The organism is Stenotrophomonas sp. JAI102, assembly GCF_013409105.1.
Classification (GTDB): Bacteria; Pseudomonadota; Gammaproteobacteria; order Xanthomonadales; family Xanthomonadaceae; genus Stenotrophomonas; species Stenotrophomonas maltophilia_AA.
Window position 1 is genome coordinate 136,591 of sequence record NZ_JACCCI010000002.1, and the last position, 23,992, is coordinate 160,582.

Annotated in this window: 24 protein-coding genes; 16 read left to right on the forward strand and 8 right to left on the reverse strand. The window is 67.7% G+C overall.

The features are described from left to right. Nucleotides 1-2: 2 nt before the first annotated feature. The 3 genes from panE to HDC96_RS09255 are packed head-to-tail and all read right to left on the reverse strand — an operon-like array spanning nucleotide 3 to nucleotide 2,697. Nucleotides 3-941 (reverse strand): 2-dehydropantoate 2-reductase, encoded by a 939-nt coding sequence (gene panE, locus HDC96_RS09245; RefSeq protein WP_179459746.1) that lies wholly within the window; start codon nucleotides 939-941, stop codon nucleotides 3-5. Continuing rightward, nucleotides 941-1,741 (reverse strand): ABC transporter permease, encoded by an 801-nt coding sequence (locus HDC96_RS09250; RefSeq protein ID WP_019185458.1) that lies wholly within the window; start codon nucleotides 1,739-1,741, stop codon nucleotides 941-943. Before HDC96_RS09250 ends, panE begins: the two co-directional genes overlap by 1 nt. Then, the gene (locus tag HDC96_RS09255; protein ID WP_176987856.1) at nucleotides 1,738-2,697 is read right to left on the reverse strand and encodes an ABC transporter ATP-binding protein; all 960 of its coding nucleotides are present in this window, start codon (nucleotides 2,695-2,697) and stop codon (nucleotides 1,738-1,740) included. The genes HDC96_RS09250 and HDC96_RS09255 overlap by 4 nt, the downstream gene beginning before the upstream one ends. A gap of 104 nt (nucleotides 2,698-2,801) precedes the next feature. Here HDC96_RS09255 and HDC96_RS09260 point away from each other — a divergent pair, with 104 nt between their 5' ends. The 5 genes from HDC96_RS09260 (at nucleotide 2,802) to HDC96_RS09280 (ending at nucleotide 8,388) form a co-directional block, all read left to right on the forward strand. After that, entirely contained in the window at nucleotides 2,802-3,551 is a 750-nt protein-coding gene (locus HDC96_RS09260) for a ferredoxin--NADP reductase (protein ID WP_179459747.1), read from the forward strand. A gap of 99 nt (nucleotides 3,552-3,650) precedes the next feature. Continuing rightward, nucleotides 3,651-4,841 (forward strand): GGDEF domain-containing protein, encoded by a 1,191-nt coding sequence (locus tag HDC96_RS09265; RefSeq protein ID WP_179459748.1) that lies wholly within the window; start codon nucleotides 3,651-3,653, stop codon nucleotides 4,839-4,841. 67 nt (nucleotides 4,842-4,908) lie between these two features. After that, nucleotides 4,909-6,426: an alpha/beta hydrolase gene (locus HDC96_RS09270; protein ID WP_179459749.1), complete on the forward strand. Its 1,518-nt coding sequence runs from the start codon at nucleotides 4,909-4,911 to the stop codon at nucleotides 6,424-6,426. Nucleotides 6,427-6,460: 34 nt separating this feature from the next. Continuing rightward, the gene (locus HDC96_RS09275) at nucleotides 6,461-7,207 is read left to right on the forward strand and encodes an ATP-binding cassette domain-containing protein (protein WP_179459750.1); all 747 of its coding nucleotides are present in this window, start codon (nucleotides 6,461-6,463) and stop codon (nucleotides 7,205-7,207) included. Next, a complete protein-coding gene (locus tag HDC96_RS09280; protein ID WP_179459751.1) occupies nucleotides 7,204-8,388 on the forward strand; it encodes an ABC transporter permease in 1,185 nt (394 codons plus the stop codon). Before HDC96_RS09275 ends, HDC96_RS09280 begins: the two co-directional genes overlap by 4 nt. 104 nt (nucleotides 8,389-8,492) lie before the next feature. Here the strand turns inward: HDC96_RS09280 and HDC96_RS09285 are convergent, their stop codons facing one another. The 3 genes from HDC96_RS09285 to HDC96_RS09295 form a co-directional block, all read right to left on the reverse strand. Continuing rightward, nucleotides 8,493-9,188 (reverse strand): transposase, encoded by a 696-nt coding sequence (locus HDC96_RS09285; protein WP_179459752.1) that lies wholly within the window; start codon nucleotides 9,186-9,188, stop codon nucleotides 8,493-8,495. Nucleotides 9,189-9,375: 187 nt separating this feature from the next. Next, nucleotides 9,376-10,386, reverse strand: a complete 1,011-nt coding sequence (locus tag HDC96_RS09290) for an energy transducer TonB (RefSeq protein ID WP_179459753.1) — start codon at nucleotides 10,384-10,386, stop codon at nucleotides 9,376-9,378. 187 nt (nucleotides 10,387-10,573) lie between these two features. Further along, nucleotides 10,574-11,185, reverse strand: coding sequence for a TIGR00645 family protein (locus tag HDC96_RS09295; protein ID WP_121040802.1), 612 nt, complete (start codon nucleotides 11,183-11,185; stop codon nucleotides 10,574-10,576). Between the two features lie 108 nt (nucleotides 11,186-11,293). Between HDC96_RS09295 and HDC96_RS09300 the strand changes: the two genes are divergently transcribed. The 6 genes from HDC96_RS09300 (at nucleotide 11,294) to HDC96_RS09325 (ending at nucleotide 18,732) form a co-directional block, all read left to right on the forward strand. Beyond that, the gene (locus tag HDC96_RS09300) at nucleotides 11,294-11,983 is read left to right on the forward strand and encodes a glutathione binding-like protein (protein WP_179459754.1); all 690 of its coding nucleotides are present in this window, start codon (nucleotides 11,294-11,296) and stop codon (nucleotides 11,981-11,983) included. Between the two features lie 203 nt (nucleotides 11,984-12,186). Beyond that, complete coding sequence (locus HDC96_RS09305; protein WP_179459755.1) at nucleotides 12,187-14,415, forward strand: S9 family peptidase; 2,229 nt, start codon at nucleotides 12,187-12,189, stop codon at nucleotides 14,413-14,415. Nucleotides 14,416-14,454: 39 nt separating this feature from the next. Beyond that, the gene (locus HDC96_RS09310) at nucleotides 14,455-14,955 is read left to right on the forward strand and encodes a cytochrome c oxidase assembly factor Coa1 family protein (protein WP_179459756.1); all 501 of its coding nucleotides are present in this window, start codon (nucleotides 14,455-14,457) and stop codon (nucleotides 14,953-14,955) included. 147 nt (nucleotides 14,956-15,102) lie between these two features. After that, entirely contained in the window at nucleotides 15,103-16,377 is a 1,275-nt protein-coding gene (locus tag HDC96_RS09315) for a M12 family metallo-peptidase (RefSeq protein ID WP_179459757.1), read from the forward strand. 310 nt (nucleotides 16,378-16,687) lie between these two features. Then, complete coding sequence (locus HDC96_RS09320) at nucleotides 16,688-16,852, forward strand: hypothetical protein (protein ID WP_179459758.1); 165 nt, start codon at nucleotides 16,688-16,690, stop codon at nucleotides 16,850-16,852. Nucleotides 16,853-16,920: 68 nt separating this feature from the next. Beyond that, entirely contained in the window at nucleotides 16,921-18,732 is a 1,812-nt protein-coding gene (locus tag HDC96_RS09325) for a DUF885 domain-containing protein (RefSeq protein ID WP_179459759.1), read from the forward strand. Nucleotides 18,733-18,866: 134 nt separating this feature from the next. Here HDC96_RS09325 and HDC96_RS09330 read toward each other — a convergent pair whose 3' ends face one another. Continuing rightward, complete coding sequence (locus tag HDC96_RS09330) at nucleotides 18,867-19,325, reverse strand: hypothetical protein (RefSeq protein WP_176987869.1); 459 nt, start codon at nucleotides 19,323-19,325, stop codon at nucleotides 18,867-18,869. A gap of 181 nt (nucleotides 19,326-19,506) precedes the next feature. On the opposite strand from HDC96_RS09330, the gene HDC96_RS09335 reads away from it, so the two are divergent. From HDC96_RS09335 to HDC96_RS09350, 4 genes are all read left to right on the forward strand, one after another. Beyond that, complete coding sequence (locus tag HDC96_RS09335) at nucleotides 19,507-19,755, forward strand: hypothetical protein (RefSeq protein WP_179459760.1); 249 nt, start codon at nucleotides 19,507-19,509, stop codon at nucleotides 19,753-19,755. Nucleotides 19,756-19,892: 137 nt separating this feature from the next. Further along, entirely contained in the window at nucleotides 19,893-20,810 is a 918-nt protein-coding gene (locus HDC96_RS09340; RefSeq protein WP_179459761.1) for a bestrophin family protein, read from the forward strand. 39 nt (nucleotides 20,811-20,849) lie between these two features. Beyond that, the gene (gene hemB, locus HDC96_RS09345; protein ID WP_179459762.1) at nucleotides 20,850-21,839 is read left to right on the forward strand and encodes a porphobilinogen synthase; all 990 of its coding nucleotides are present in this window, start codon (nucleotides 20,850-20,852) and stop codon (nucleotides 21,837-21,839) included. Between the two features lie 34 nt (nucleotides 21,840-21,873). Beyond that, nucleotides 21,874-22,143, forward strand: coding sequence for an SHOCT domain-containing protein (locus tag HDC96_RS09350; RefSeq protein ID WP_257018679.1), 270 nt, complete (start codon nucleotides 21,874-21,876; stop codon nucleotides 22,141-22,143). Between the two features lie 66 nt (nucleotides 22,144-22,209). On the opposite strand, the gene HDC96_RS09355 is transcribed toward HDC96_RS09350, so the two are convergent. Next, nucleotides 22,210-23,085, reverse strand: a complete 876-nt coding sequence (locus HDC96_RS09355) for a PD40 domain-containing protein (protein WP_179459764.1) — start codon at nucleotides 23,083-23,085, stop codon at nucleotides 22,210-22,212. Nucleotides 23,086-23,137: 52 nt separating this feature from the next. Here HDC96_RS09355 and aroE point away from each other — a divergent pair, with 52 nt between their 5' ends. Continuing rightward, nucleotides 23,138-23,983, forward strand: coding sequence for a shikimate dehydrogenase (gene aroE, locus HDC96_RS09360; RefSeq protein ID WP_176987875.1), 846 nt, complete (start codon nucleotides 23,138-23,140; stop codon nucleotides 23,981-23,983). Nucleotides 23,984-23,992: the final 9 nt, after the last annotated feature.

The following is a 23,992-nucleotide window of genomic DNA, read 5'->3' on the forward strand; positions in this document are numbered from 1 at the left end:
GCTCAGCCCTTGCGCTGCTGCTGGTAGGCCTGCAGGTGCGCATAGGCCACGGCCAGCAGCGGTGCGGCCTGGCCGGCCGCCCGTGCCCGTACCAGCATGTCGCCGACGATGTGCTCGGCCTCGACCTGCTGGCCGGCCTCCAGATCGCGCAGCATCGAAGCCTTCAACGCCGAGCCGGACTGGGTGGTCGCGGCCAGCGCGATCTCGCGCGCCTCGCCCGGGATCGGCTCGCCGGCCGCCTCGGCCACTGCCACGCACTCGTCATACAGGCCACGCACGATCGCCGCGCCGTCATCGGTCGCCACGATCGTGCCGACATCGGCGCGCATCAGGCAGGTCGCCGCGGCCAGCGTGGTCAGGAAGGTGTACTTGATCCACTGCTCCTGGCCGATCGCATCGGTGGCGACGTGGTCCACGCCCGCCTGCACGCAGGCCGCCGCCAGCGCCAGCACGCGCGCGCTGCTGCCGGTGCCGTCGCGCTCGCCGAAGGTCAGCTTGGCCGCCGGCGCCAGATGCACCACCGCGCCGTCGCTGGCCTTGGTCGCGCTGATGAAGCACAGCCCGCCCAGCACTGCGTCGCGGCCGAAGCGTGCGTCGAGATCGGCGTAATGCCGCAGCCCGTTGAGGATCGGCAGTACCGTGGTGCGCGGGCCGACCGCCGGGGCGATCGCCTCGATGGAGCTGGCGAGGTCGTAGGCCTTGCAGCTCAGGATCACCAGGTCGAACGGCTCGGCCGTCGCCAGCGCGGGCAGCGCGTCGGCGGTGACGTGCTTCACCGGGAAGGTTGCATCGCCCAGCGGGCTGCGGATCACCAGCCCTTCGCCCGCCAGCTGCGCCGCACGCGCCGGGCGGACGAGGAAGGTGACGTCCACGCCGGCCTGGGCCAGGCGACCACCGAAGAACCCGCCGGTCCCGCCGGCGCCGAGGATCAGGATGCGCATCAGCTGCGCATCCCCACGCCACGCTTGAGCAGCCACAGCGCCAGCGCGGTCAGCGCCACCACGAAGCCGATCATCAGCGCATAGGCCACCCACAGCGGCACGTCGCTGGTACCCAGCAGGCCGTAGCGGAACGCGTTGACCATGTAGAAGATCGGGTTGGCATGCGTGGCCGCTTCGGCCCAGGTCGGCAGCAGCTTCACCGAATAGAACACACCGCCCAGGTAGGTCAGCGGGGTCAGGATGAAGGTCGGCACGATCGCCACGTCATCGAACTTCTTGGCGTATACCGCGTTGATGAAGCCGGCCAGCGAGAAGATCGTCGCGCCCAGCAGCACCGTGGTCAGCGTCACCAGCGGATGCGGGATGCGCACCGGGGTGAAGAACATGGCGATGATCAGCACGATCACGCCGACCATCAGGCCGCGCAGCACAGCACCCGACACATAGCCCCACAGGATCACCCAGTTCGGCATCGGGCTGACCAGCAGCTCTTCCACGTGGCGGCCGAATTTGGCGCCGAAGAAGGACGAGCTGATGTTGCCGTAGCTGTTCTGGATCACGCTCATCATCACCAGGCCCGGCACGATGAACTGCATGTAGCTGTAGCCGCCCATCTCGCCCACGCGCGAACCGATCAGGCCGCCGAAGATCAGGAAGTACAGGGTCATGGTGATCGCCGGCGGCACCAGGGTCTGGCCCCAGATGCGCAGGATGCGCGCCACTTCGCGGCGCACGATGGTCATCAGGGCGATGCGGTTGCGCTGGCCGTCGGTCAGGACCGGGGTCGGGGTGCTGCTCATGCCACGTTCTCCTGGTTGCCGGTGAGGCGCACGAACAGCTCCTCCAGGCGGTTGCTCTTGGTGCGCATCGAACGCACGCGGATGCCCGCGGCGTTCAAGGCTTCAAACACCCGGTTGAGGTCCATCGCGCGCGGCATGTCCACGTCCAGCGTGTGGCTGTCGGTGGCGATCAGGATCGCGCCTTCGATCTCCGGCAGCTGGGCCGGCAGGCTGCCGTCGATGTCGAACAGGAAGCCTTCCACGTCCAGCTTGGCCAGCAGCTCACGCATCGGGCCCTGGGTGACGATCTGGCCATGGTTGATGATGGCCAGGTTCCGGCACAGGTGCTCGGCTTCTTCCAGGTAGTGCGTGGTCAGGATGATCGTGGTGCCGGCGGCGTTGATCTCCTTGAGCACGCGCCACATGTCGCGGCGGATCTCGATGTCCACGCCGGCGGTCGGCTCGTCCAGGATCAGCAGGCGCGGGCGGGTCATCATCGCGCGGGCGATCATCAGCCGGCGCTTCATGCCGCCGGACAGGGTGCGGCTCATCACCTGCGCCTTCTCCCACAGGTGGGCGCGCTTGAGCTCTTCTTCGGCCATCTTCTCGGCCTCGGCACGGGCCACGCCATAGAAGCCGGCGTAGTTGACCAGGATGTCGAAGGGCTTTTCGAACAGGTTGAAGTTGATTTCCTGGGGGACCAGGCCGATCAGGCGCATGGTGGCGCTGCGGTTGCGCACCAGGTCGCTGCCGAAGACCTCGACCTGGCCCTCGCTGAGGTTCACCAGCGAGCTGATGATGCCGATCAGGGTCGACTTGCCGGCGCCGTTGGGGCCCAGCAGGGCGAAGAAGTCGCCCGGGGCCACGTCCAGCGAGACGCCCTTCAGCGCCTGGGTGCCGTTGTCGTAGGTTTTGCGGAGGTCACGCACCCGCAGGGCGGGCACGGCGGTGGGCGCGGGAGTGTTCTGGGAAGCCAAGCTCTTGCCTTCGCGCCTATGGGCTGGCGCTGGATAGGGGCGGGGAGGGGCTATTATAGAAGACCCCGAGGGCTTGCCCCGGCTACACACTGTCCCGAAAAGTCGTGCCTGCCCAATTCCCCCTCAAACTGGTCGACCGGCGCATGCTGGCGCCGACCGTCGGCCATTACCAGTTCCTGCGTGATGACGGCCAGCCGCTGGATTTCCAGCCCGGCCAGTTCATCCAGGTCCATTTCGAGTACGCCGACGGCACCGCCACCAAGCGCAGTTACTCGCTGGCCACCCTTCACAACCACGCCCTCGGCGCGGGCGAAGCGGTCGATATCGCGGTCAGTTTCGTCCCCGGCGGCGCCGCCACGGCCCTGTTCGAGGGCCTGGACATCGGCGGCCACGTCAGCGCCAGCGGCCCGTTCGGCCGGTTCTGCCTGCAGCCGGGCGACCACAATGCCCGCTACCTGTTGATTGCCACCGGCACCGGGGTGACCCCGTACCGCTCCATGCTGCCGCTGCTGGCCACCGCCATGGCCGAGCGTGGCGTGGAGGTGGTCCTGCTGCAGGGCGCCCGCACGCCGACCGAACTGCTCTACAGCGAGGACTTCTACGCCTTCGCGGCCGCCCACCCGGGCTTCCGCTATGTGCCGTGCCTGTCCCGCGAGCTGCCGGAAAGCCCGCATCCGGACGTGCGCCACGGCTACGTGCAACAGCATCTGGCCGAATTCGCCCCGGACCCAACCACCGACATCGCCTACCTGTGCGGCAACCCGGATATGGTCGATGCCACCTTCGAGGTGCTGAAGGCGGCCGGGCTGCCCACGCCGCAGGTCCGCCGCGAGAAGTACGTCAGCAGCAAGTAACCGTGCCCGGCGGCCCTGCGATCGGGCCTGGCCGACAGCGGCGTCGGGGTGCGGGCGGCGGTAAGATGCGCCGCGCGCCGCTTCCGTCTGGCTGACACGATGCCCCTGGATTTCCCCACCATCGCCGTGCTCGGCTTCCTGCTGTGCCTGGGCATCGCCATGGGCTTCTCGTTGCTGCTGCTGGTGCTGCGGCGGCAGCCGGCCCTGCGGTTGTGGACGGCCAGCCTGTGGATGCTGTCGGTCAGCCTGACCCTGGTCGCGCTGCGGCCCCATCTGCCTCAGGTCCCGGGCATCCTGGCCGGCAACGCGGCCGTGGCGCTGTCCGGGGTTCTGATGCTGTATGGCCTGGCGCGCCATCTTGGCCGCCGGCAGCCCGCGTGGCAGCCCGTGGCGCTGGTATCCGCCTACCTCGGGGCCATCGCCTTTTTCCTGGTCGTCCACCCCAGCCTGGCCATCCGGCTGCATGTGTTCAGTGTCTTCGCGGTACTGATCAACAGCTGGATGACGTGGTTGCTGCTGCGGCATGCCCCGCCGGCGCAGCGCACCAGCTGCCGGCTGGCGGCCGCGGTGTTTGCCGTGCAGGCTGTGCTGTACCTGGTCCGTCTGTTCATGCCGGTGGCGCCCGATGCGGGCGACGACATCCTGCGCGCCGGCGTACCGGTGTTGGCGACCTATCTGGTCGGGCTGATCCTGGAACTGGCGCGCTGCTTCGCGCTGGTGCTGCTGCTGGTGGAGCGCATGCTGGTCGACCTGCAGCGGCTGGCGCGCACCGACGTGCTGACCGGCCTGCTCAACCGGGGTGCGGTGCTCGCCGACGGTGCGACCCTGCTGCAGCTCAGCCGCCGCCCGCCGACGCCGCTCGCGCTGCTGCTGCTGGATGTGGATCACTTCAAGCAGATCAACGACCGCTGGGGTCATCTGGCCGGCGATGCGGTGCTGCGCCACGTCGCCGACGTCCTGGCCGCGTGCGTGGCCGACCGCGAGCACCTGCTGGGCCGCTATGGCGGTGAGGAGTTCGTGCTGCTGCTGCCCGGGGCGGACCCACACCAGGCACGCCAGTGCGCCGATCGCCTGCGCCAGGCACTGCGGGAGTCGCCCGCCCGGATCGACGGTGTTCCGGTACGGGTGACGGCCAGCATCGGCCTGGCCATCGACCAGGGCACGGGCGACATGGCGCGCCTGCTCGGCGAGGCGGATGCCGCGCTGTACCGGGCCAAGGCCGAGGGCCGTGACCGCACCATCAGCGCGCTGGCCCCCGCCGCCTTCCCCGGCACCGGGGCAGCCGTGTAAGTTGAGTCACATCGCCCACGCCCGTGCGTCGTGGTGGCATGACCTTCAACAAGGGGAAGTACGGAAGATGTCTACACACCACCTGAGGCTGGCCGTCGCGCTGGTCGCCGCCCTGTGTGCCGGCTGCGCGCCGGTACCCGACGCTGCACCCGGCACCGCGGCCGCCCAGCGCCTGTACGGCACGCTCGCGTTCCAGCCCTGCACCCTCACCAGCGCGCAGGCCAGCGCGAATGTCGAGGCGCAGTGCGCCACGCTGCAGGTGCCGGAGAACCCCGCGGCACCGGACGGTCGCAGGATCGGCTTGAACATCGCCTGGCTGGACGCCGGCAATGACGGCGCGGGCAAGGCCGACCCGGTCTTCTTCCTGGCCGGTGGCCCGGGCCAGGCCGCGACGGAGGTTGCCGCCCCGGTCAACATGGCGCTTCGGGACGTGCGCAAGCAGCGCGACATCTTCCTGATCGATCAGCGCGGCACCGGCAAGTCCAATCCGCTCACCTGCCTGGATGCACAGGGCAAGGAGCTGCCGCTGGACGAGAACGCGGCACCGAGCGCCGCGCTCATCGAAGACTACGCCCGCCGCTGCGCGCAGTCGCTGACCGGGCGCGCGGACACCCGCTTCTACACCACCACCGAGGCCATCGGTGATCTGGATACGGTGCGCAAGGCGCTGGGCGTGGACAAGGTCAACCTGGTCGGTGGTTCCTACGGCACCCGCGTGGCACAGCAGTACGCCGCGCGCTACCCGCAGCACACGCGCACGGTGGTGATCGATGGCGTGGTGCCGAACGACCTGGTGGTCGGCGGTGATTTCGCCACCACGTTCGAAGATGCGATCACCCTGCAATCGGCACAGTGCCGCCAGGATCCGATCTGCGCCAAGCGCTTCCCGGTCGATACCCGCAGCCAGCTGCGCAACGTGATGGCCGCACTGGCCAAGGCCCCGGTCGAGGTCGAGTACCGTAACCCCGGCACCGGCCAGGCCGAGCGCGATGTATTGACTGCCGACTCGGTTACCGGACTGGCGTTCATGTTTTCGTACATGCCGGAATTGTCGTCGCTGCTGCCGGTCACGCTGGATGAAGCCGCGCAGGGCCGCTATGCGCCGCTGATGTCGCTGAGCAAGATGGCCAGCCGCACGCTGGGCGTGCAGATGAACCGTGGCATGCAGTGGTCGGTGCTGTGCGCCGAAGATGCCGATCGCTACCAAGAAGGCGACGCGGGCGATCGCGTGCTTGGCCCGGAAGTCGCGCGCATGTTCTTCGCGGCCTGCCCGGCCTGGAATGCCGGTTCGCGGCCGAAGGATTTCACCGCGCCGTTCGCCTCGACGCTGCCGGTGCTGTTGTTGTCGGGCCAGTTCGATCCGGTCACGCCGCCGCGCTACGCCGAGCAGGTGCTCAAGCAGCTGCCCCAGGGTCGCCACCTGCTCGCCAAGGGACAGGGTCACGGCACCATCAACGCCGGCTGCATGCCGCGCATCCTGGGTCAGTTCATCGACACCGCCAACGCCACATCGCTCGACGCCACCTGCCTGGACACCCTCAGCCCGGTGCCGGCGTTCACCTCGTTCAACGGATGGGCCCCATGAACCGTACTTCGTACCGCACCGGGGAGGTGCGCGCATGATCGTCGCCGAGCATCTGCACAAAGCGTTCAAGACCAAGACCGGCGTGATCCATGCCGTCCAGAACGTCGGCTTCCAGGCCGACAACGGGCGCATCACCGGCCTGCTTGGCCCCAACGGCGCCGGCAAGACCACCACCATGCGCATGCTGTACACGCTGATGAAGCCCGACGAGGGCCGGGTCGTGGTCGACGGGATCGACGCGGCGGTGGACCCGGTCGCGGTGCGTCGCCAGCTGGCGGTGCTGCCGGACGCGCGTGGCGTCTACAAGCGCCTCACCGCGCGCGAGAACATCGCCTACTTCGGCCAGCTGCACGGCCTGAGTGCCGCGCGGATCCGCGAGCGCACCAAGGTGCTCTCGGCGGCGCTGGAGATGGAGGACATCCTCGACCGCCAGACCGAAGGGTTCTCGCAGGGCCAGCGTACCAAGACCGCGATCGCCCGCGCGCTGGTGCACGATCCGCGCAACGTGATCCTCGATGAGCCGACCAACGGCCTGGACGTGATGACCACGCGCGCGCTGCGCGGGTTCCTGCGCGGACTGCGCGACGAGGGCCGGTGCGTGATCTTCTCCAGCCACATCATGCAGGAGGTGGCCGCGCTGTGCGACCACGTGGTGATCATCGCGCAGGGCACGGTGATGGCGGCCGGCAGCGCCGATGAGCTGCGTGCACAGACCGGGGAGAGCAACCTGGAAGATGCCTTCGTCAAGGCGATCGGTACCGAAGAAGGATTGCACGCATGAGTTCGTTCGCTACGCTGTTGACCGTGATGCGCAAGGAACTGCGCGACCTCTCGCGTGACCGCCGCACGCTCGCGCTGACGCTGCTGCTCGGGCCGTTGCTGTATCCGGTGCTGATCCTGGGCATGAGCAAGCTCGCCGAAAGCCGGGTAAAGACACAGATCGAGCAGCCGCTGGAAATCCCGATGATCGGCGGCGAACATGCGCCCAACCTGGTGCGCTTCCTGGCCGCGCAGGGTCTCAATGCGACCGAGGCGCCGAAGGACCTGACGGATGCGATCCGCAGCCAGCGCATCGATGTGGCGTTGCGGATCAGTCCGGAGTTCGGCAAGGACTGGAGCGAGGGCCGTCCGGCGCTGGTCGAGATCATCAAGGACAGTACCCGCCGTGCTGCCGATATTCCCAGCAGCCGGCTGGAGGCGGCGCTGGGCGGCTACAGCCAGCAGGTCGGTGCGCTGCGCCTGCTGGCGCGCGGGATCGATCCGCAGGTGGCGCGACCACTGGATGTCGCCGCGCAGGATCTGGCGACGGCTGAAGCCAAGCGGGGGATGATGCTGTCGGTGCTGTTGCCGATCCTGTTGACCATCACCTCGTTCCTGGGCGGCGCGTATCTGGTGATGGACACCACCGCGGGCGAGCGTGAGCGGCAATCGCTGGAGCCGCTGCTGGCGACGCCGGCACCGCGCAGCGCGATCGTCAGCGGCAAGATCGCCGCGGCCTGCGCGGTCGGTGTGGCGTCGTTGCTGCTGACCCTGGCGGCCTTCAAGATCAGCGCGCAGCTCTCCTCCGGCGGGGTAGGCCGGCAGCTCAACATGGGCTTCCTGCCGATGCTGCAGATGCTGCTGATCATGCTGCCGATGCTGTTCATCGGCACCTCGCTGCTGACCTTCCTGTCGGCAGCGGCCAAGAGCATGAAGGAAGCCCAGAGCCACATGACCTGGCTGATGCTGCTGCCGATGCTGCCGGGCTACGCGCTGATGGTGTACCCGATCAAGAGTGAGCTCTGGCAGTTCGCGGTGCCGTTCCTGGCGCAGAACCAGATGCTGCTGAAGATCATCCGCCACGAAGCGATCAGCCCGCAGATGTGGGCGGTCTACCTCGGCGCAGGCTTCGGCTTGGCGGCCCTGTTCTGGTACGCCGCCGTGCGTCGCTACCATCAGGAACGGTTGGCGATCTCGGGTTGATGCACGAAGGGCTCCGCAAGGAGCCCTTCTTCATAACAGGGACGGAGGTGGTTAATCCCGCGGCTGTCGATTCGTTAGCCCTCGGAACGCTGACGCATTCACGGCTAGTGGCCCTGCTGCTTGATGGGTCTTCCCGCAGGCCTGCACACCACGGATCTCTGCAATGCCCGTCCCACCATGTCCTGGAAGCGCGGGCTGCCCAACGCGCGCTCCTGCGCGATGTAGGCGACGATCCGCTCTCTTTCCTGTGGTTGGATGCTGGCCTGCAGCCATTGACTGTAGGCCACTGCACGGGCTTTCGGTGTAGCGCCGAGGGCGGTGTAGCCGGCGTGGGGTGTGAGCATCGGGTTGTACTCAAGCCCCAGGTACGCCCGAGCGCTGGACCATCGATAACTTTCGAGAAGGGCTACCAGCGCGGCCCGCACCGGATTCAGTTCTATGTAGCGATGGACCATCAGCAGGTAGCCATCGGAATCCACCAGGCACGACTTGAAGCGGCCCTGCAGCAGCGTTCCGCTCCGAACATGCCGCTTGTTGAAGTACTGGACGTAGTTCTGCCCGCACCTCCGCATCGCTGAAGCCAGCCCTTCCGCCACCATCGGCGATACCAGAAGATGCACGTGGTTGCCCATCAGTACGAAGGCGTGGATCAGGACGCCATGCCTTCGGCAGGCAGAGCGCAACAGACGCAGGTAGTGGTTCCGATCATCGTCGTCGATGAACAGCGCAGCGCGATTGACGCCACGCTGGATGACATGCAGGGGAATTCCAGGCAGAACCAGACGAGGGGAGCGGGGCATGGTCGCAACCGGGATGGCGAGGCATCACTCTGCAGAACCGCGCATCAGAACGCGCTAGGTCGGTGGCGCGGAACGCGGTAAGGGAAGTGCGCTTAACTACCTCCGTCCCCGTTATTAACTACCTCCGTCCCCATTAAGAAAGGCCCGGATCGCTCCGGGCCTTTCGTCATCCAACCGTGCGTTGTGATCAGCCGCCTTCCGGCGCGAACGCGAGCGTGCGGCGGGTCGTGACCGGGGCGCCGACCGGTTCGAACTTCCAGCGTTTGACCGCGTTGAGTGCTTCGCGGTCGAACACGCGGGCCGGGGTGGCGCGCAGCACGCGGGCGGCGGTCACCGAGCCGTCCGTGCCCACCGTCAGTTCGACCAGCACTTCGCCGGCGGTGCCCGAACGCAGGGCGTCGGCTGGGTAGCGCGGGGCCGGGGTACTGACCGGGCGCAGGCTCGCGGCCGGCGCGGCGGCAGCCGGGGCCTGGCGGGCGGCCGCTGCCTGGGCGGCGGCGGCCTGCTGCTGGCGCTGTTCGGCCTCGCGGCGGGCGGCGGCCTGGCGCTCGGTGTCCTGGTTGTCGATGCGGGCGGCGGCTGCCTGCTGCGCGGCGATCTTCTTCGCTGCTTCGGCTTCCGTGGCCTGCTGCTGGGCCAGTTTCTGCTGTTCCACCAGCTGCTTGGCGCGGGTCTCGGCGTCCTTCTTGACCTTGTCGGTCTCTTCCTGGGTGCGCTTGAGCGCGGTCTGCATGCTGCCGCTGATGCCCTGCTTCAGGCGCGGCAGCGCCGGGGCGGTCGGGTCGACCTTTTCGATCAGCGCGACCAGGCGCTGGGTCTCGGCGAAGTCCTCGCGGCCCAGGTTCTGCTCGGCGGCGATCAGCGTGTAGGGCAGCAGATCGGTCAGCGCGCTCTTGACCGAGGCGTCATCCGGGGTCTTGTCGCGCAGTGCCAGGTAATACTCGATGGCGTTGTCGCCGTCCGGGGCATACATGCGGTTCTCGCGCAGCGCCTTGCTGGCCAGCTCTCGCAGTTCCTCGGTGCCCAGCGACTGGACCTTGGCCGACACCGCCGGTGCGGCCGGGGCAGCAGTGGGGGCCGCCGGTGCCGCAGGCGTGGCCGGTGCGGTGTCGTCCTTGCCCGAGCAGGCGGACAGGGCGATCAGCAGGATCATCGGCGCGAACAGGCGCGCCGGGCCATGAGTCTTGACGTGCGACATCCAACTCCCCTTTGAAGACGACGATACGTAGGGCCTGATGCGGTCAGGCCAACCGACGGCCATGGACGTTTCCCGACGCCCATGGCGGACCCGCAGGTGTGCAATCTAGCATCACCCCGCCCGGCCCGGGGGCCAGGCGGTCAGGGCAGGGGGCATCCTCACCGATGCCGCCGCTGCCGGGCAAGCCTCAGTGCGACAGCGCCTTGCTCGGCGTGCCGCTCATCAGCTTGTCGGTGTAGGCGATGCCGATGGCCGACAGGATGAAGGCGCCATGGATGATGGTCTGCCACATCACGCCGTCCGAGGTCATGGTGGAGCACTTGATGACGTCGCCGACGGCGGCGACAGCCTTCAGATAGGCCTCGCTGTTGCAGGCCGGCAGCGCCCCCAGATTGCCGGCGCCGATGAAGGTCTTGAGCAGGTGGATCGAGGAGATGCCGATGATCGACAGCGCCAGCTTCACCTTCAATACGCTTGCGTTGACGTGGCTCAGCCACTCGGGCTGGTCCGGATGACCTTCCAGGCGCAGGCGCGAGACGAAGGTTTCATAGCCGCCGACGATCACCATCACCAGCAGGTTGGAGATCATCACCACGTCGATCAGGCCCAACACCAGCAGCATGATTTCCTGCTCGCCCATCTGGTTGGCCTGGTGCAACAGGTGCCAGAGCTCCTTGCCGAACAGGAACACGTAGACGCCCTGGGCGAGGATCAGGCCGAGGTACAGCGGCACCTGCAGCCAGCGCGAGGCGAAGATCAGGGTGGACAGGGCGTTCGGGGATTTCGAGGTCGAACTCATGCTGGAATGCTGCGTTGCGGGGACGGCGCAGCGTAACGGTCCAGCTTGACCCTGCCAAGCCGAGCGACGGACTAGACTCGGGATTCCCTCTCCGCGCGAGCCCTCGCCATGATCGACCTGTACTACTGGCCTACCCCGAATGGCCACAAAGTCACGCTGATGCTGGAGGAAACCGGCCTGCCGTACCGGATCCAGCCGGTGAACATCGGTGCCGGGGACCAGTTCAAGCCCGACTTCCTGGCGATCTCGCCGAACAACAAGATGCCGGCCCTGGTCGATCACCAGCCCACCGATGGCGGGGCCGCGCAGCCCGTGTTCGAGTCCGGCGCGATTCTGCTGTACCTGGCCGAAAAGACCGGCCGCTTCCTGCCGGCCGACAGCCGCGGCCGGGTGGCGGTGCTGGAATGGCTGTTCTGGCAGATGGCCGGGCTCGGCCCGATGAGCGGCCAGATGGGGCACTTCAACGTCTATGCGCCCGACAAGATTCCCTATGCGATCGAGCGCTACGACAACGAAGTGCGCCGCCTGCACGGGGTGATGGACAAGCGCCTGGCGCAGGCCGCCTACCTCGGCGGTGACGAGTACAGCATCGCCGACATGGCCAGCTACCCCTGGATCGGCGCCTACGACACGCTGCCGGTCGATTTCAGCGCCTTCCCGAACCTCAAGCGCTGGCATGACGCGATCGCAGCACGCCCGGCCACCCAGCGTGCCTACGCCCTGCGCGAGAAGGTGAACCCGCAGGCCGGCAAGCCGCTCAGCGACGAAGAGCGCAAACACCTGTTCGGCCAGCGCTGAAACGTGCGTAGTGCCGGCCGCTGGCCGGCTGCCCGCCGAACCCGACGCGGCCCCTACCCCCTCCACCCGGACGTTCCGGCCGCTGGCCGCCGCCCGAGGAGGCGCGGTGCGGCCGGCACGACCACAGGGCTTTTGGTTAGGATGAAGCGTTCCCCATGCCGCACCCGCGGCCGGGGACTGCCCAGACGCTGCCGGAATCCTTCATGCGCCACGTGTTCGCTTCACTCGCCCTGATGCTCGCCTCGACCTCGATCGCCCACGCTGAAAAACTCACCCTGGATGCCATCACCGGTCCGCTGCCGTTGTCCGGCCCGACCCTGATGAAGCCCAAGGTGGCTCCGGACGGCTCGCAGGTCAGCTTCCTGCGCGGCAAGGACGCCGACCGCAACCAGCTGGACCTGTGGGCGTACGACATCGCCAGCGGCCAGACCCATCTGCTGGTCGACTCCAAGGTGGTGCTGCCGGGCACGGAAACCCTGAGCGACGCCGAGAAGGCCCGCCGCGAGCGCCAGCGCATCGCCGCGATGACCGGCATCGTCGATTACCAGTGGTCGCCGGATGCACGCACGCTGCTGTTCCCGCTCGGCGGTGAGCTGTACCTGTACGACCTGAGCAGGCAGGGCAAGGCCGCGGTGCGCCAGCTCACCCATGGGGAAGGCTTCGCGACCGATGCAAAGCTGTCGCCGAAGGGCGGCTTCATCAGCTTCGTGCGTGCCCGCAACCTGTGGGTGATCGACCTGGCCAGCGGCCAGCAGATCCAGCTTACCCGCGATGGCAGCGACACGATCGGCAACGGCGTGGCCGAGTTCGTCGCCGATGAGGAAATGGACCGCCACACCGGCTACTGGTGGGCACCGGACGACTCGGCGATCGCCTTCGCCCGCATCGATGAATCGCCGGTGCCGGTGCAGAAGCGCTACGAGATGTACGCCGACCGCACCGAGATGATCGAACAGCGCTACCCGGCGGCCGGCGACCACAACGTCACCGTGAAGCTGGCCGTGATCGCGCCGCGTCAGAACGCCAAGCCGACCTGGATCGACCTGGGCCGCAACCCGGACATCTACCTGGCTCGCGTCGATTGGCGTGATCCCCAGCGCCTGACGTTCCAGCGCCAGTCGCGCGACCAGAAGACGCTCGAGCTGATCCAGACCGAGCTGGCCAGCGGCCAGCAACGCACCCTGGTGACCGAAACCTCGCCGACCTGGGTGCCGCTGCACAACAGCCTGCGCTTCCTCAAGCAGGGCGGCTTCGTGTGGTCGTCCGAGCGCAGTGGTTTCGAGCACCTGTACCGCATCTCCGATGACGGCGGGAGCGTCACCGCGCTGACCGCCGGCACCTGGCCGGTGGACGAACTGCTGGCCGTCGACGAAGACGCCGGCAAGGTGTATTTCCGCGCCGGCGTGGACAGCCCGCGCGAAAGCCAGCTCTACGCCGTGTCGCTGCAGGGCGGCACGCCGCAGCGCCTGTCGCAGGCGCCGGGCATGCATACCGCCAGCTTCGCGCGCAATGCCAGCGTCTACGTGGACAGCTGGTCCAGCACCACCACGCCGCCGCAGATCGCGCTGCACCGTGCCAACGGCGAGAAGATCGCCACCCTGGTCGAGAACGACCTGGAAGATCCCGCGCATCCGTACGCGCGCTATCTCGATGCGCAGCGCCCGGTCGAGTTCGGCACGCTGACCGCCGCCGACGGCAAGACGGCACTGCACTACAGCCTGATCAAGCCGACCGGTTTCGATCCGGCCAAGCGCTACCCGGTGGTGGTGTACGTCTATGGCGGCCCGGCCTCGCAGACGGTCACCAACAGCTGGCCCGGCCGTGGCGATCATCTGTTCAACCAGTACCTTGCGCAGCAGGGCTACGTGGTGTTCTCGCTGGACAACCGCGGCACCCCGCGTCGCGGTCGTGATTTCGGCGGCGCGCTGTACGGCGTGCAGGGCACGGTCGAAGTGGCCGACCAGCTGCGCGGCGTGGCCTGGCTGAAGCAGCAGGCGTGGGTGGACCCGGCGCGCATCGGCGTGCAGGGCTGGTCCAACGGCGGCTACATGACCCTGATGCTGCTGGCCAAGGCGTCGGACAGTTACGCCTGTGGCGTGGCCGGTGCACCGGTGACCGATTGGGGCCTGTATGACACCCACTACACCGAGCGCTACATGAACCTGCCGGGCAACAATCCGAAGGGGTATGAAGAAGCGCGTGTGCTGGCGCACATCGATGGCCTGCGTTCGCGCCTGCTGCTGATCCACGGCATGGCCGACGACAACGTGCTGTTCACCAACTCCACGGTGCTGATGAGCGCCCTGCAGAAGCGCGGCCAGCCGTTCGAACTGATGACCTATCCCGGCGCCAAGCACGGCCTCTCGGGCAGCAACGCGCTGCACCGCTACCGCTTGGCCGAGGACTTCCTGGGGCGCTGCCTGGCGCCCTGATTCCCCGTTCCTGCCACCGGCCCGACAAGGAGTTCGCCGATGACATTGCCGCCCGCGCTTCCTGGTTCGACCGTGCCTCCCGGCTGGTGGCGCCGCCACTGGCGCTGGGCCATGCCGTTGGCCGTGGTGTCCGGCCTTGCGGCGGCGGTGGGCGCGGTGTGGTTCGCGCTGTACCAGTGGGCGTACTGGAGCAAATCCAGTACGCCCTACCAGGAGGCCATGCGTCGCGCACGCTGCAACATCGAGCTGGTCGAAGCGCTCGGTGAGCCCCTGCGCGATGGCTACCTGCCCGCAGGCTCGATGCACTCCAATGGCCAGAGCCAGTTCGTGATCGCGATCGCCGGCCCACAGGGCAAGGGCCGCGTGTTCCTCAACGCCAAGCGCTCCGGCGACCACTGGGACTACCCGATGCTGTACGTGGTGACCGACAGCAAGGACGCCATCGATCTGGCGGCCCTGGACGACATCGAAGCCGCGGATAGTTGCGCGCTGGAGGAATGCCGGGCGAAGGGGAAGTGCCCGCCGTCGCTCAGTCTTTGAGGGGTGGCTTGGAAGCTTCAGCCTTTCGAATCCGAGATGACGGATGGTTTCGTTGATACCGTGATGCCGCGCGGCGTTCCGCGCCCCTGCTGCCGCTAGCCTCGATGCACCTGCCCGGTCGGGCAATGCTGCAGGCGAGGTGGAGACATGAAACGCATCCTGTGTGGTTGGTTGGTCGTGGTGTGCGGTGTGTTGCTGGTGTCGACGACCTCGGCGGCGGTACCGTTCATCGAGGTGCCCGCCGACGGATGGGACCCCGGGCCGGAGGCGCGCAAGCGCTACTCCAAGGGCATTTTCGACTGGGCCCGGCGGGTAGAGGTGCACCGTGCTGCGCTGGCGGCTGACCAGATTCAGGTCGATCTGTTTGACGGCATCCTCGTCGTCAACCGTACGCGCGCTGCCAATAGTGAGACGGACACTACACCGCTCTATCAGGCCATCGGAACGGGACGGGAAGTCCATCGTGAAACCACCTCGTCGCGGCAGCTGTGGGTGGGTGAAGTGGTCGGTGGGCGTGGTGCAGGGGGCATGCCCCAGATTGTCCACGTCATCGAAATGGAAAATGGCGAGTTGATGACGAGCTTCACCCGAGGTCATCTTCGTTACCAGCTGTTCGGGAACCTGTTGGTGCGCAGTGATCTGCGGAGGCTGCCGAACGAGGCACCCACGGTGCGCGACCCCTATCCGGTGGATCCGCTCATTCTCGACCAAGTCACTCAGTCCGATGAGCGATCCACCATCCGGGTCGCCTTTGGCTATGGGAACAAATCACTGGCGGATGGTAGAGAGAAGATCTTTAGCATGATGCAAAGAGCGGTCGCACATGCGAATGAAGGATTTCGAGAGAGTGGAGTTCTCGTTGACCTGCAGCGGGCAGGAAATGCGCTCCCCGGATATGCCGAATCGACCGTATTGCAGACGCTGGACGATCTAGCGTTAGGCATTGAAGGGCCGCTCTGGCTCGTCCATAGAATGCGGCAGATGGAGAAAGTGGATCTCATCTTGATGATCGTCGATACAGACGACGCACCGACTGTCTGCGGCCAGGCACAGCGCTTGCTGGCAACGAAGGAGACGGCGTTTGCGGTGGTGGAGCGGAATTGCCTTGCAGACGAGAAGAACAGCCTTGCTCATGAAATTGGCCACTTGCTTGGCGCCGATCATGACCTGGCGCATGCCTCCGTCCATCCTCCGAAATTCGAATATGGCCACGGCTATCAGGCGCCGCTGAACACGCCTGATCGTTGGCGGACAGTGATGGCGTACGATTGCAGCGACCGCGAATGCGGTCGCATCAATCGATGGTCTTCGCCAAGCGGAAGTCACAATGGACTACCCGCCGGAACGGCGCGGCAACATGACAACGTTCGCGTGCTGAACGAGACGCGTGCCACGATTGCGGCCTTCTATCCAGACCCTTGAGCATTGCCTACAGGCGAGAGAACTACGCAACGTGCCTAGCGTTAGCTAGGGAGATTCCATGTAGACCGGACCGCACTGGCCTCCGATCGGATCCAGGTCGATCTGTTCGACGAGGTGCTCGTCATCGAACGCACGTCCCTCATCGCCACCGAGCCGGAGGATGCTCCTCTGTATGTGGCGGAAGGCAGCACACATGTTGTCCAGCGCTCGCCCACATCGCGGCAACTGTGGACAGGAACGATCATCGGGGTGCGCGGGCCTGGGGGAATACCGAGCACCGTAGACATCTCCGAACTGCAACGGCGAGCTCATGACCAGATTTTCCAGGGACCACGTCCCGTATCAGCTCTTCGGGGACCTGCTGGTGCGCATCGATCTACGGCGGTTGCCGAACGAGGCACCCACGGTGCTCGACCCATATCCTGTCGAACCGCTGATTCTTGACCCCGCCGGCCAGCTTCCCGACGCGGCATGACCTCCGGCCAATTGCCCCGGGCCCGCCAAGTGCGTAGGGTCGCAGGCATCCTGCCCTGGAGTTCCTGCATGAAGCCGCTTGTCCTCGCTGTCGCGTTGGCCCTGTCCGTTCCCGCCGCGCTGTCGGCCCCGCCGGCCCTGGCCGCCCCTGCTGCCGCCAAGCCTGCCGCCTCGCCGGCCTGGGTGACCCGCAGCAACCAGCTGGCGCAGATCCTGCTCGATGCGCAGGGCCCGTTCCAGCCGGAAGAAACCGGCTTCTTCGGCGTGCCCGGCTACGACGACAAGGTGGCCGATTTCGGCCCGGACAACGGCGCCCGCTACCGTGCGGCGATGGCCAAGGCGCGCAGCGAGCTGCAGGCCAAGCTCGCCACCGAGCGTGATGCCAACGTCCGCCAGGACCTGGCGATCATGATCGCCGCCGCCGACCAGAACATCGAAGGCAGCGAGCTCAACGAGAAGTACCTGCTGCCGTGGAGCGATACCCCGCAGACGGTGTTCAGCGGCCTCAACCTGCTGCTCTCCGACCAGGTGCCGGCCGAGCGCCGGGCCAAGGCGCTGGATCGCCTGAAGGCCTACGCCGGGCTTGCCCCGGGCAGCCAGCCGGTGACCACGCTGTCGCGCCAGCGTTATGAAGAGCGCCTGGGCGACAAGGCACTGCTGCAGCCGACCAGGATCGAAGTCGAGCAGTCGCTGGCCAATGTGGACACCTACATCACCGGCATCGAGCAGCTGTTCGGCAAGTACAAGATCGCCGGCGCCGAGCAGGCGCTGCAGACCATCGCCAGCCAGCTGCGCGAGTACCGCGACTGGACCCGCCGTGACGTGCTGCCCAAGGCGCGCACCGACGCGCGCCTGCCCGAGCCGCTGTATGCCTACCAGCTCAAGCGCGTGGGCATCGACATCGCCCCGGCGCTGCTGATGCAGCGCGCCCAGCTGGAGTTCATGGAAACCCGCTCGGCGATGCGCCAGCTGGCGCCGCTGGTGGTGGAGGCCAAGGGCCTGAAGGTCGCCGACAGCACCGATCCGGTGGCGGTGGTGCGGGCGCTGAAGGGCGACAAGATTCCGGACGACCAGCTCGAGCACCACTACCGGGGCGTGATCGATGCGATCGACCCGATCATCCGCAAGGAAAAGATCGTCGACGTGCCGCAGCGTCCGATGCAGATGCGCCTGGGCTCGGCCGCCGAAAGCGCCGCCTCGCCGGCACCGCATTTCCTGCCGGCGCCGCTGGTCGGCAACACCGGGCAGCAGGGCACCTTCGTGCTGCCGCTGGGCAATCCGGCCGCCGGCGACAAGGCCGCGCAGTACGACGACTTCAACTTCGGCTCGGCTGCCTGGACCCTGAGTGCGCATGAAGGCCGCCCGGGCCATGAGCTGCAGTTCACTGCGATGGTCGAGCGCGGCATCTCGCTGGCGCGCACGATGTTCGCGTTCAACTCGGTCAACGTGGAAGGCTGGGCGCTGTATGCCGAGGCGGAGATGGTGCCGTACGAGCCGCTGGACGGGCAGCTGATCGCGCTGCAGTTCCGCCTGCTGCGTGCCGCGCGCGCGATGCTGGACCCGATGCTCAACCTGGGCCAGATCGACCGTGCCAACGCCGAGCGCGTGCTGATCGACGAGGTCGGCCTGTCCAAGGCGATGGCGACCCAGGAACTGGACCGCTACATGGTGCGCATGCCCGGCCAGGCCGGCAGCTATTTCTACGGTTACACCCGCATCCTGGAACTGCGCATGCAGACCGAGCTGACGCTCGGCGATCGCTTCGACCGCCTGGCCTTCAACAACTTCCTGCTCGACCAGGGCCTGCTGCCGCCGGACCAGCTGGCCAAGGCGGTCAATGACGTCTTCGTGCCGAAGTACAAACGCGCCAGCAAGCGCTGACACGGTTCCGGTAGGCGCGGAACATCTTCCGGTAGGCACCGACCGTGGGTCGGTGCGCTGTTCCAGCAGCCACGACCGACGGTCGTGGCCTACCCCGGTTCGCGTTACCCCGGTCTGCGTTACCGCGGTTCTCGTTACCGCGTCGGGGTGATCGTCTGCGTCGGCAGGCGCGGGGCCGGCGGCGGATTCGGGACCCAGATGGCCACACCGGCCGCGCGCTTCTGCGTGGTCGGGATGCCGATGCCGACGCCACCGCCCACGTGCGAGCCGTAGCTGCCCGCACCGACGGACATGCCGACCGGCGACCCGCTGGAGCCCACGCCCATCAGGATCACGCCATTGGCGCCAAGTGCGGCGGCCTCACGCTTGAGCCGCATCACGGCGGCATCGGTCTGGCCCTGCGTGCCGAAACCGACTGCGCTGGCCGACTCGAGCTGGGCGATTTCCTGCGAACCGGCCGGCGGCGTGGAATAGATCTGCACCGTGGCCGGATCGACCGGCGCGCGCGCCTGGCCGAGCATGACCTTGGAGGTGCTGGCGCAGCCGGCGCTGAGCAGCGCCAGGCCCAGCAATGCAGCGCATCGGATGTTCATGGCGTTACCCCTGTGTGTGATGGCTGGGATGATCGGTGCTGGCGACTGAATCGGTCCCAACCCCTGCCAGCGCACCCTAGCACCGGGTCGGTGAGGCCCCCGCCAACGGCGTCTCGCCGTCGCTTGCGCCTGCGCCCGGAACCGCTATGGTGGGCCACGCATTCACCTCAAGGAGCCGGGCATGGGATTGATCAGTCTGTTGTGGGGCATCGTGTCGCTGCTGTGGATGATTGTGGCCCTGATCCCGCTGCTGGGGTGGGGCAACTGGTTCCTGATCCCGTTCGCCGCGGTGGGCGCGGTCATCGCCGCGATCGGCATCCTGTTCACCCACGCCAGCAAGCGCGGCCGGGCCTGGACCGGGCTGGTGCTCAACGGCATCGTGGTGGTGGTCGGCATCGTCCGGCTGGGGCTGGGCGGCGGCATCATCTGAGCCGCCGGCGTCTGCGTCGCCGGGTGCGACCGACCGTCGCAGCTCACGGCCGCCGGGTACCATCGGCGTAGAATGACCGGCTGCCGCATCCGGCTCCGCCGGCGGTCCACGCCTCTCCGGGCGCTCTCCCTGCACCGATGATCATTCGTCCTCGTCCCCACGGCTGGCAACTGCTCTACATCCTGCGCGGCTCCATCGTTCCGGCGGTGGCGCCGAAGGTCGTGGCGATCCTGCTGTTGTCGGTCGCCGTCGCCGCCCTGGCCGAGCTCTGGCATCCGCCGGGCATCGAGCGCGTCTCGGTGGCACCGTTCACCCTGCTGGGCCTGGTGCTGTCGATCTTCCTCAGCTTCCGCAACAACGCCTGTTTCGAACGCTGGTGGGAAGGCCGCAAGCTGTGGGGCCAGCTGATCTACGAATCGCGCAGCCTGGCCCGGCTGTGCCAGGCCCTGCTGGTCGACGATGCCGCGCTGCGCGACCGCGTGTGCCGGCGGTGCATCGGCTTCGCGCATGCGCTGGCCGCCCGCCTGCGCGGTCGCGACATGGCGCTGGCCGCGCTGCCGTGGGTGCCCGAGGCCGACCGTGCGCGGTTCGGCCAGCGCCTCAATGCGCCGGATCAGCTGCTGGCCATGATCGCCACCGACCTGGCCCAGGCGCTGCGTGCCGGGCAGCTGGATCCTTACCTGTACACCCAGTTCGACACGCGCCTGCATGCGCTGTCCAGCATCCAGGCCGGCTGCGAGCGCATCCTGACCACGCCGCTGCCGTTCGCCTACACCTTGCTGCTGCACCGCTGCGCCTGGCTCTTCTGCGTGCTGCTGCCGTTCGGCCTGGCCAGTTCGCTGGGCTGGGCGACGCCGGTGGTGTCGGCCGTACTGGCCTACGCGTTCTTCGGTCTGGACCAGCTCGGCGAGGAGATGGAAGAACCCTTCGGGCTGGAATCCAACGACCTGCCGCTGGACGCCATGGTGCGCATCATCGAGATCGACCTGCTCGACAGCCTGGGCGTCCAGCCGCTGCCCGAGCCGCTGCAACCGCGGCAGTACCTGCTGCAGTAGTTCCTGCACTCCTTCCTGCATTCCGTTCCGGAGTTCCTCATGGCACACCCCGACTATCGCCCCCGCCGCATGCGTCACGACGAGTTCTCGCGCCGCCTGATGCGCGAGAACACGCTGACCACCGACGACCTGATCTACCCGGTGTTCGTGCACGAACTGGCCGGCCGCGCGGCGGTGGCCTCGATGCCGGGCGTGGAACGGCTGTCGATCGACGAGCTGCTCAAGGTGGCCGAAGAGGCACTGGAACTGGGCATCCCGGTGATCGACCTGTTCCCGGTGATCGATCCGGCCGGCAAGTCGCTCGATGCGGCGGCGGCATGGGACGGGAACGGCCTGGCGCAGCGTGCGATCCGCGCGTTGAAGTCGCGTTTTCCGGAACTGGGCGTGATGACCGATGTCGCGCTGGATCCGTACACCACGCATGGCCAGGACGGCATCATCGATGACAAGGGCTACGTGCTCAACGACATCACCGTCGAGGCACTGGTGAAGCAGTCGCTGTCGCATGCCGAGGCGGGCGTGGACATCATTTCGCCCTCGGACATGATGGACGGCCGCATTGGTGCGATCCGCCGCGCGCTGGATGCCGCCGGCCACGTCAACGTGCGCATCATGGCCTACTCGGCCAAGTACGCCTCGGCGTTCTACGGCCCGTTCCGCGATGCGGTCGGCAGCTCCACCGGCCTCGGCAAGGCGGACAAGAAGACCTACCAGATGGACCCGGCCAACGGCGACGAGGCCATGCGCGAGATCGCGCTGGACCTGGAAGAGGGCGCGGACATGGTGATGGTCAAGCCCGGCATGCCCTACCTGGACCTCGTGCGCCGGGTGAAGCAGCAGTTCGGCGTGCCCACCTTCGCGTACCAGGTCAGCGGCGAGTACGCGATGATGAAGGCCGCCTTCGCCAATGGCTGGCTGGACGAGCGGGCCTGCGTGATGGAGTCGCTGATCGGCTTCAAGCGTGCCGGCGCCGATGGCGTGCTGACCTATTTCGCCCCGCAGGTGGCGCGTTGGCTGCGCGAGCGCTGACAATACGCGCCCACCCCGACACAGGACGACGATGATGCAGACGATGGGATGGCTACAGTGGGTGACCTGGAGTGCCGGTGTACTGGCCTTCGCCGTGGTCATCGGACTGGTGATCCGTGGCGTGCGCCGCGCGGCGCGGCAGGCACCGGAGCAACCCTCCGCCGCCGCCCGCATCGCCCGTGAGGCCCAGCTGTCGCCCGCATTGCAGGCGCAGCTGGCCACGTTGAACCAGCGCAAGGACCGCGGCGAGATCAGCGAAGCGCAGTACGAACAGCAACGTGCGGCGCTGCTGCAGGGCCAGTGACGCCGGGCCACGCCGCCTCCACGGGTAGAGCGACGCCAAGCGTCGCTGCCCTTCGGCCCCGCAACGTCACCCGCAGCCCGGACCCTGCGGCGCTGACGGCGTCTTGATCCGGTACAGATCCAGCCCGCCGGCACGCGGTGCGCGTGCCACGCCAGCCAGGACCATCTCCGACGGCTTCGAGGCGTCCACCACCGGCGCGCCGGTCTGGCCGTCGGCGGTATTGAACGACAGCGTCAGCGGCTCCGCCGCCTGGCGGTGATCGCAGCCCACCCGCCACACCTGCGAATGCCCATCGGTCGCGCGGGTGAAGGCCAGTGCGCCCGCAGTGTCCAGCCAGGCGGCACCGAGTTCGTCGGCGGCCGTATTGAGCGGAGCAGGCAGGGCCTGCGCGGTGCCGACGCCTTCGCCCTGCACGGGCGCCAGGTACAGATCGAAGCCGCCCTGGGTCTGCCTGCCATTGCGTGAGAACAGCAGGGTGCGTCCATCCGGGCGCAGCGCAGGCGTACGTTCGTCATCGCGGGTGTTGAGCGATGCTGGCAGGGCCTGGACGGGGCCGAGGCTGCCATCGGCGCCCACCGGGGCGCGGTACAGATCGAACCCGCCCTGGCCGCCGCTGCGGTCGGAGGCGAAGTACAGCCAGCGGCCATCGTGGCTGAAGTAGGGATCGCGTTCGTCGCGGGCGCTGTCGAGCGCGAGCGGGGCGGCGTCCTGCCAGCGGCCATCGCGCAGCACCGCCTGCCACAGGTCCCAACCGCCGCTGCCCCCGGCGCGGTCGCTGGCCCAGACGATGCGCTGGCCGTCCGGCGCGATCGTGGCCTGGGCCTCATTGGCCTGGGTCGAAACCACGCCCATGCCCTCGATGCCGAATTCGGAAAGCGCCATCGCGGCGGGTGTGCAGAGTAAACTGGCGCTCAGCGCGAGCAGAGACAATGGAATGCGCATCATCGCGTCCGTTGGGGTTTGCGTTCCATTCTAGGCCCGGAGCAGGAAACCCATGACCGACCGTTACGCCGTATTCGGCCAGCCCATCGCGCATTCGCAGTCGCCGCACATCCACGCCACGTTCGGCCGGCAGGAAGGCCTGGCGCTGGATTACCGCGCGATCGAGGCATCGCCGGCCGAATTCCTGGCGGCCCTGGAGGCCTTTGCCGCCGAGGGGGGCGTGGGCGCCAACATCACCGCGCCGCACAAGGAAGCCGCCTTCGCACTGTGCACCACGCTGACCTCGCGCGCGCGCCGCGCCGGTGCGGTCAACACGCTGCTGCGCAAGGGCGACCGCTGGCACGGTGACACCACCGATGGTATCGGCCTGGTCCGCGACCTCACCGACCGCCACGGGCTGGACCTGCGTGGCCGCCGCACCCTGCTGATCGGCGCCGGCGGCTCGGCCCGCAGCGTGGCCCCGGCCCTGCTGGATGCCGGCATCCTGGAGCTGGTGGTGGTCAACCGCACGCCGGAACGCGCCGACGCGCTGATCGATGCGATGGGCGAGCCGGGCCGCGCGATCACCCGCTACTGGGAAGACATCCGCGAACTGGGCGATTTCGAGCTGATCATCAACGCCACCTCGGCCGGCCGCGACCGCGCCGCGGAGTTCAAGCTGCCGCTGTCGCTGGTCAACAGCATGACCACCGCAGTGGATCTCAACTACGGCGAGGCGGCCATCGCCTTCACCGCGTGGGCGCGCTCGGCCGGCTGCCGCAACATCGTCGATGGCCTGGGCATGCTGGTCGAACAGGCCGCCGAGAGCTTCCTGCAGTGGCACGCGGTGCGTCCGCAGACCGATGCGGTCTACACCGAGCTGCGAACCCAACTGGCGCCGCTGGTCGGCGAGGACTGAGCCGGTGAA

Coding starts and splice junctions, on each gene's coding strand:
- panE (WP_179459746.1), bottom strand. CDS start 941: ATGCGCATCCTGATCCTCGGCGCCGGCGGGACCGGCGGGTTCTTCGGT.
- HDC96_RS09250 (WP_019185458.1), bottom strand. CDS start 1,741: ATGAGCAGCACCCCGACCCCGGTCCTGACCGACGGCCAGCGCAACCGC.
- HDC96_RS09265 (WP_179459748.1), top strand. CDS start 3,651: ATGCCCCTGGATTTCCCCACCATCGCCGTGCTCGGCTTCCTGCTGTGC.
- HDC96_RS09270 (WP_179459749.1), top strand. CDS start 4,909: ATGTCTACACACCACCTGAGGCTGGCCGTCGCGCTGGTCGCCGCCCTG.
- HDC96_RS09275 (WP_179459750.1), top strand. CDS start 6,461: ATGATCGTCGCCGAGCATCTGCACAAAGCGTTCAAGACCAAGACCGGC.
- HDC96_RS09280 (WP_179459751.1), top strand. CDS start 7,204: ATGAGTTCGTTCGCTACGCTGTTGACCGTGATGCGCAAGGAACTGCGC.
- HDC96_RS09285 (WP_179459752.1), bottom strand. CDS start 9,188: ATGCCCCGCTCCCCTCGTCTGGTTCTGCCTGGAATTCCCCTGCATGTC.
- HDC96_RS09290 (WP_179459753.1), bottom strand. CDS start 10,386: ATGTCGCACGTCAAGACTCATGGCCCGGCGCGCCTGTTCGCGCCGATG.
- HDC96_RS09295 (WP_121040802.1), bottom strand. CDS start 11,185: ATGAGTTCGACCTCGAAATCCCCGAACGCCCTGTCCACCCTGATCTTC.
- HDC96_RS09300 (WP_179459754.1), top strand. CDS start 11,294: ATGATCGACCTGTACTACTGGCCTACCCCGAATGGCCACAAAGTCACG.
- HDC96_RS09305 (WP_179459755.1), top strand. CDS start 12,187: ATGCGCCACGTGTTCGCTTCACTCGCCCTGATGCTCGCCTCGACCTCG.
- HDC96_RS09310 (WP_179459756.1), top strand. CDS start 14,455: ATGACATTGCCGCCCGCGCTTCCTGGTTCGACCGTGCCTCCCGGCTGG.
- HDC96_RS09315 (WP_179459757.1), top strand. CDS start 15,103: ATGAAACGCATCCTGTGTGGTTGGTTGGTCGTGGTGTGCGGTGTGTTG.
- HDC96_RS09320 (WP_179459758.1), top strand. CDS start 16,688: ATGACCAGATTTTCCAGGGACCACGTCCCGTATCAGCTCTTCGGGGAC.
- HDC96_RS09325 (WP_179459759.1), top strand. CDS start 16,921: ATGAAGCCGCTTGTCCTCGCTGTCGCGTTGGCCCTGTCCGTTCCCGCC.
- HDC96_RS09330 (WP_176987869.1), bottom strand. CDS start 19,325: ATGAACATCCGATGCGCTGCATTGCTGGGCCTGGCGCTGCTCAGCGCC.
- HDC96_RS09335 (WP_179459760.1), top strand. CDS start 19,507: ATGGGATTGATCAGTCTGTTGTGGGGCATCGTGTCGCTGCTGTGGATG.
- HDC96_RS09340 (WP_179459761.1), top strand. CDS start 19,893: ATGATCATTCGTCCTCGTCCCCACGGCTGGCAACTGCTCTACATCCTG.
- hemB (WP_179459762.1), top strand. CDS start 20,850: ATGGCACACCCCGACTATCGCCCCCGCCGCATGCGTCACGACGAGTTC.
- HDC96_RS09350 (WP_257018679.1), top strand. CDS start 21,874: ATGCAGACGATGGGATGGCTACAGTGGGTGACCTGGAGTGCCGGTGTA.
- HDC96_RS09355 (WP_179459764.1), bottom strand. CDS start 23,085: ATGCGCATTCCATTGTCTCTGCTCGCGCTGAGCGCCAGTTTACTCTGC.
- aroE (WP_176987875.1), top strand. CDS start 23,138: ATGACCGACCGTTACGCCGTATTCGGCCAGCCCATCGCGCATTCGCAG.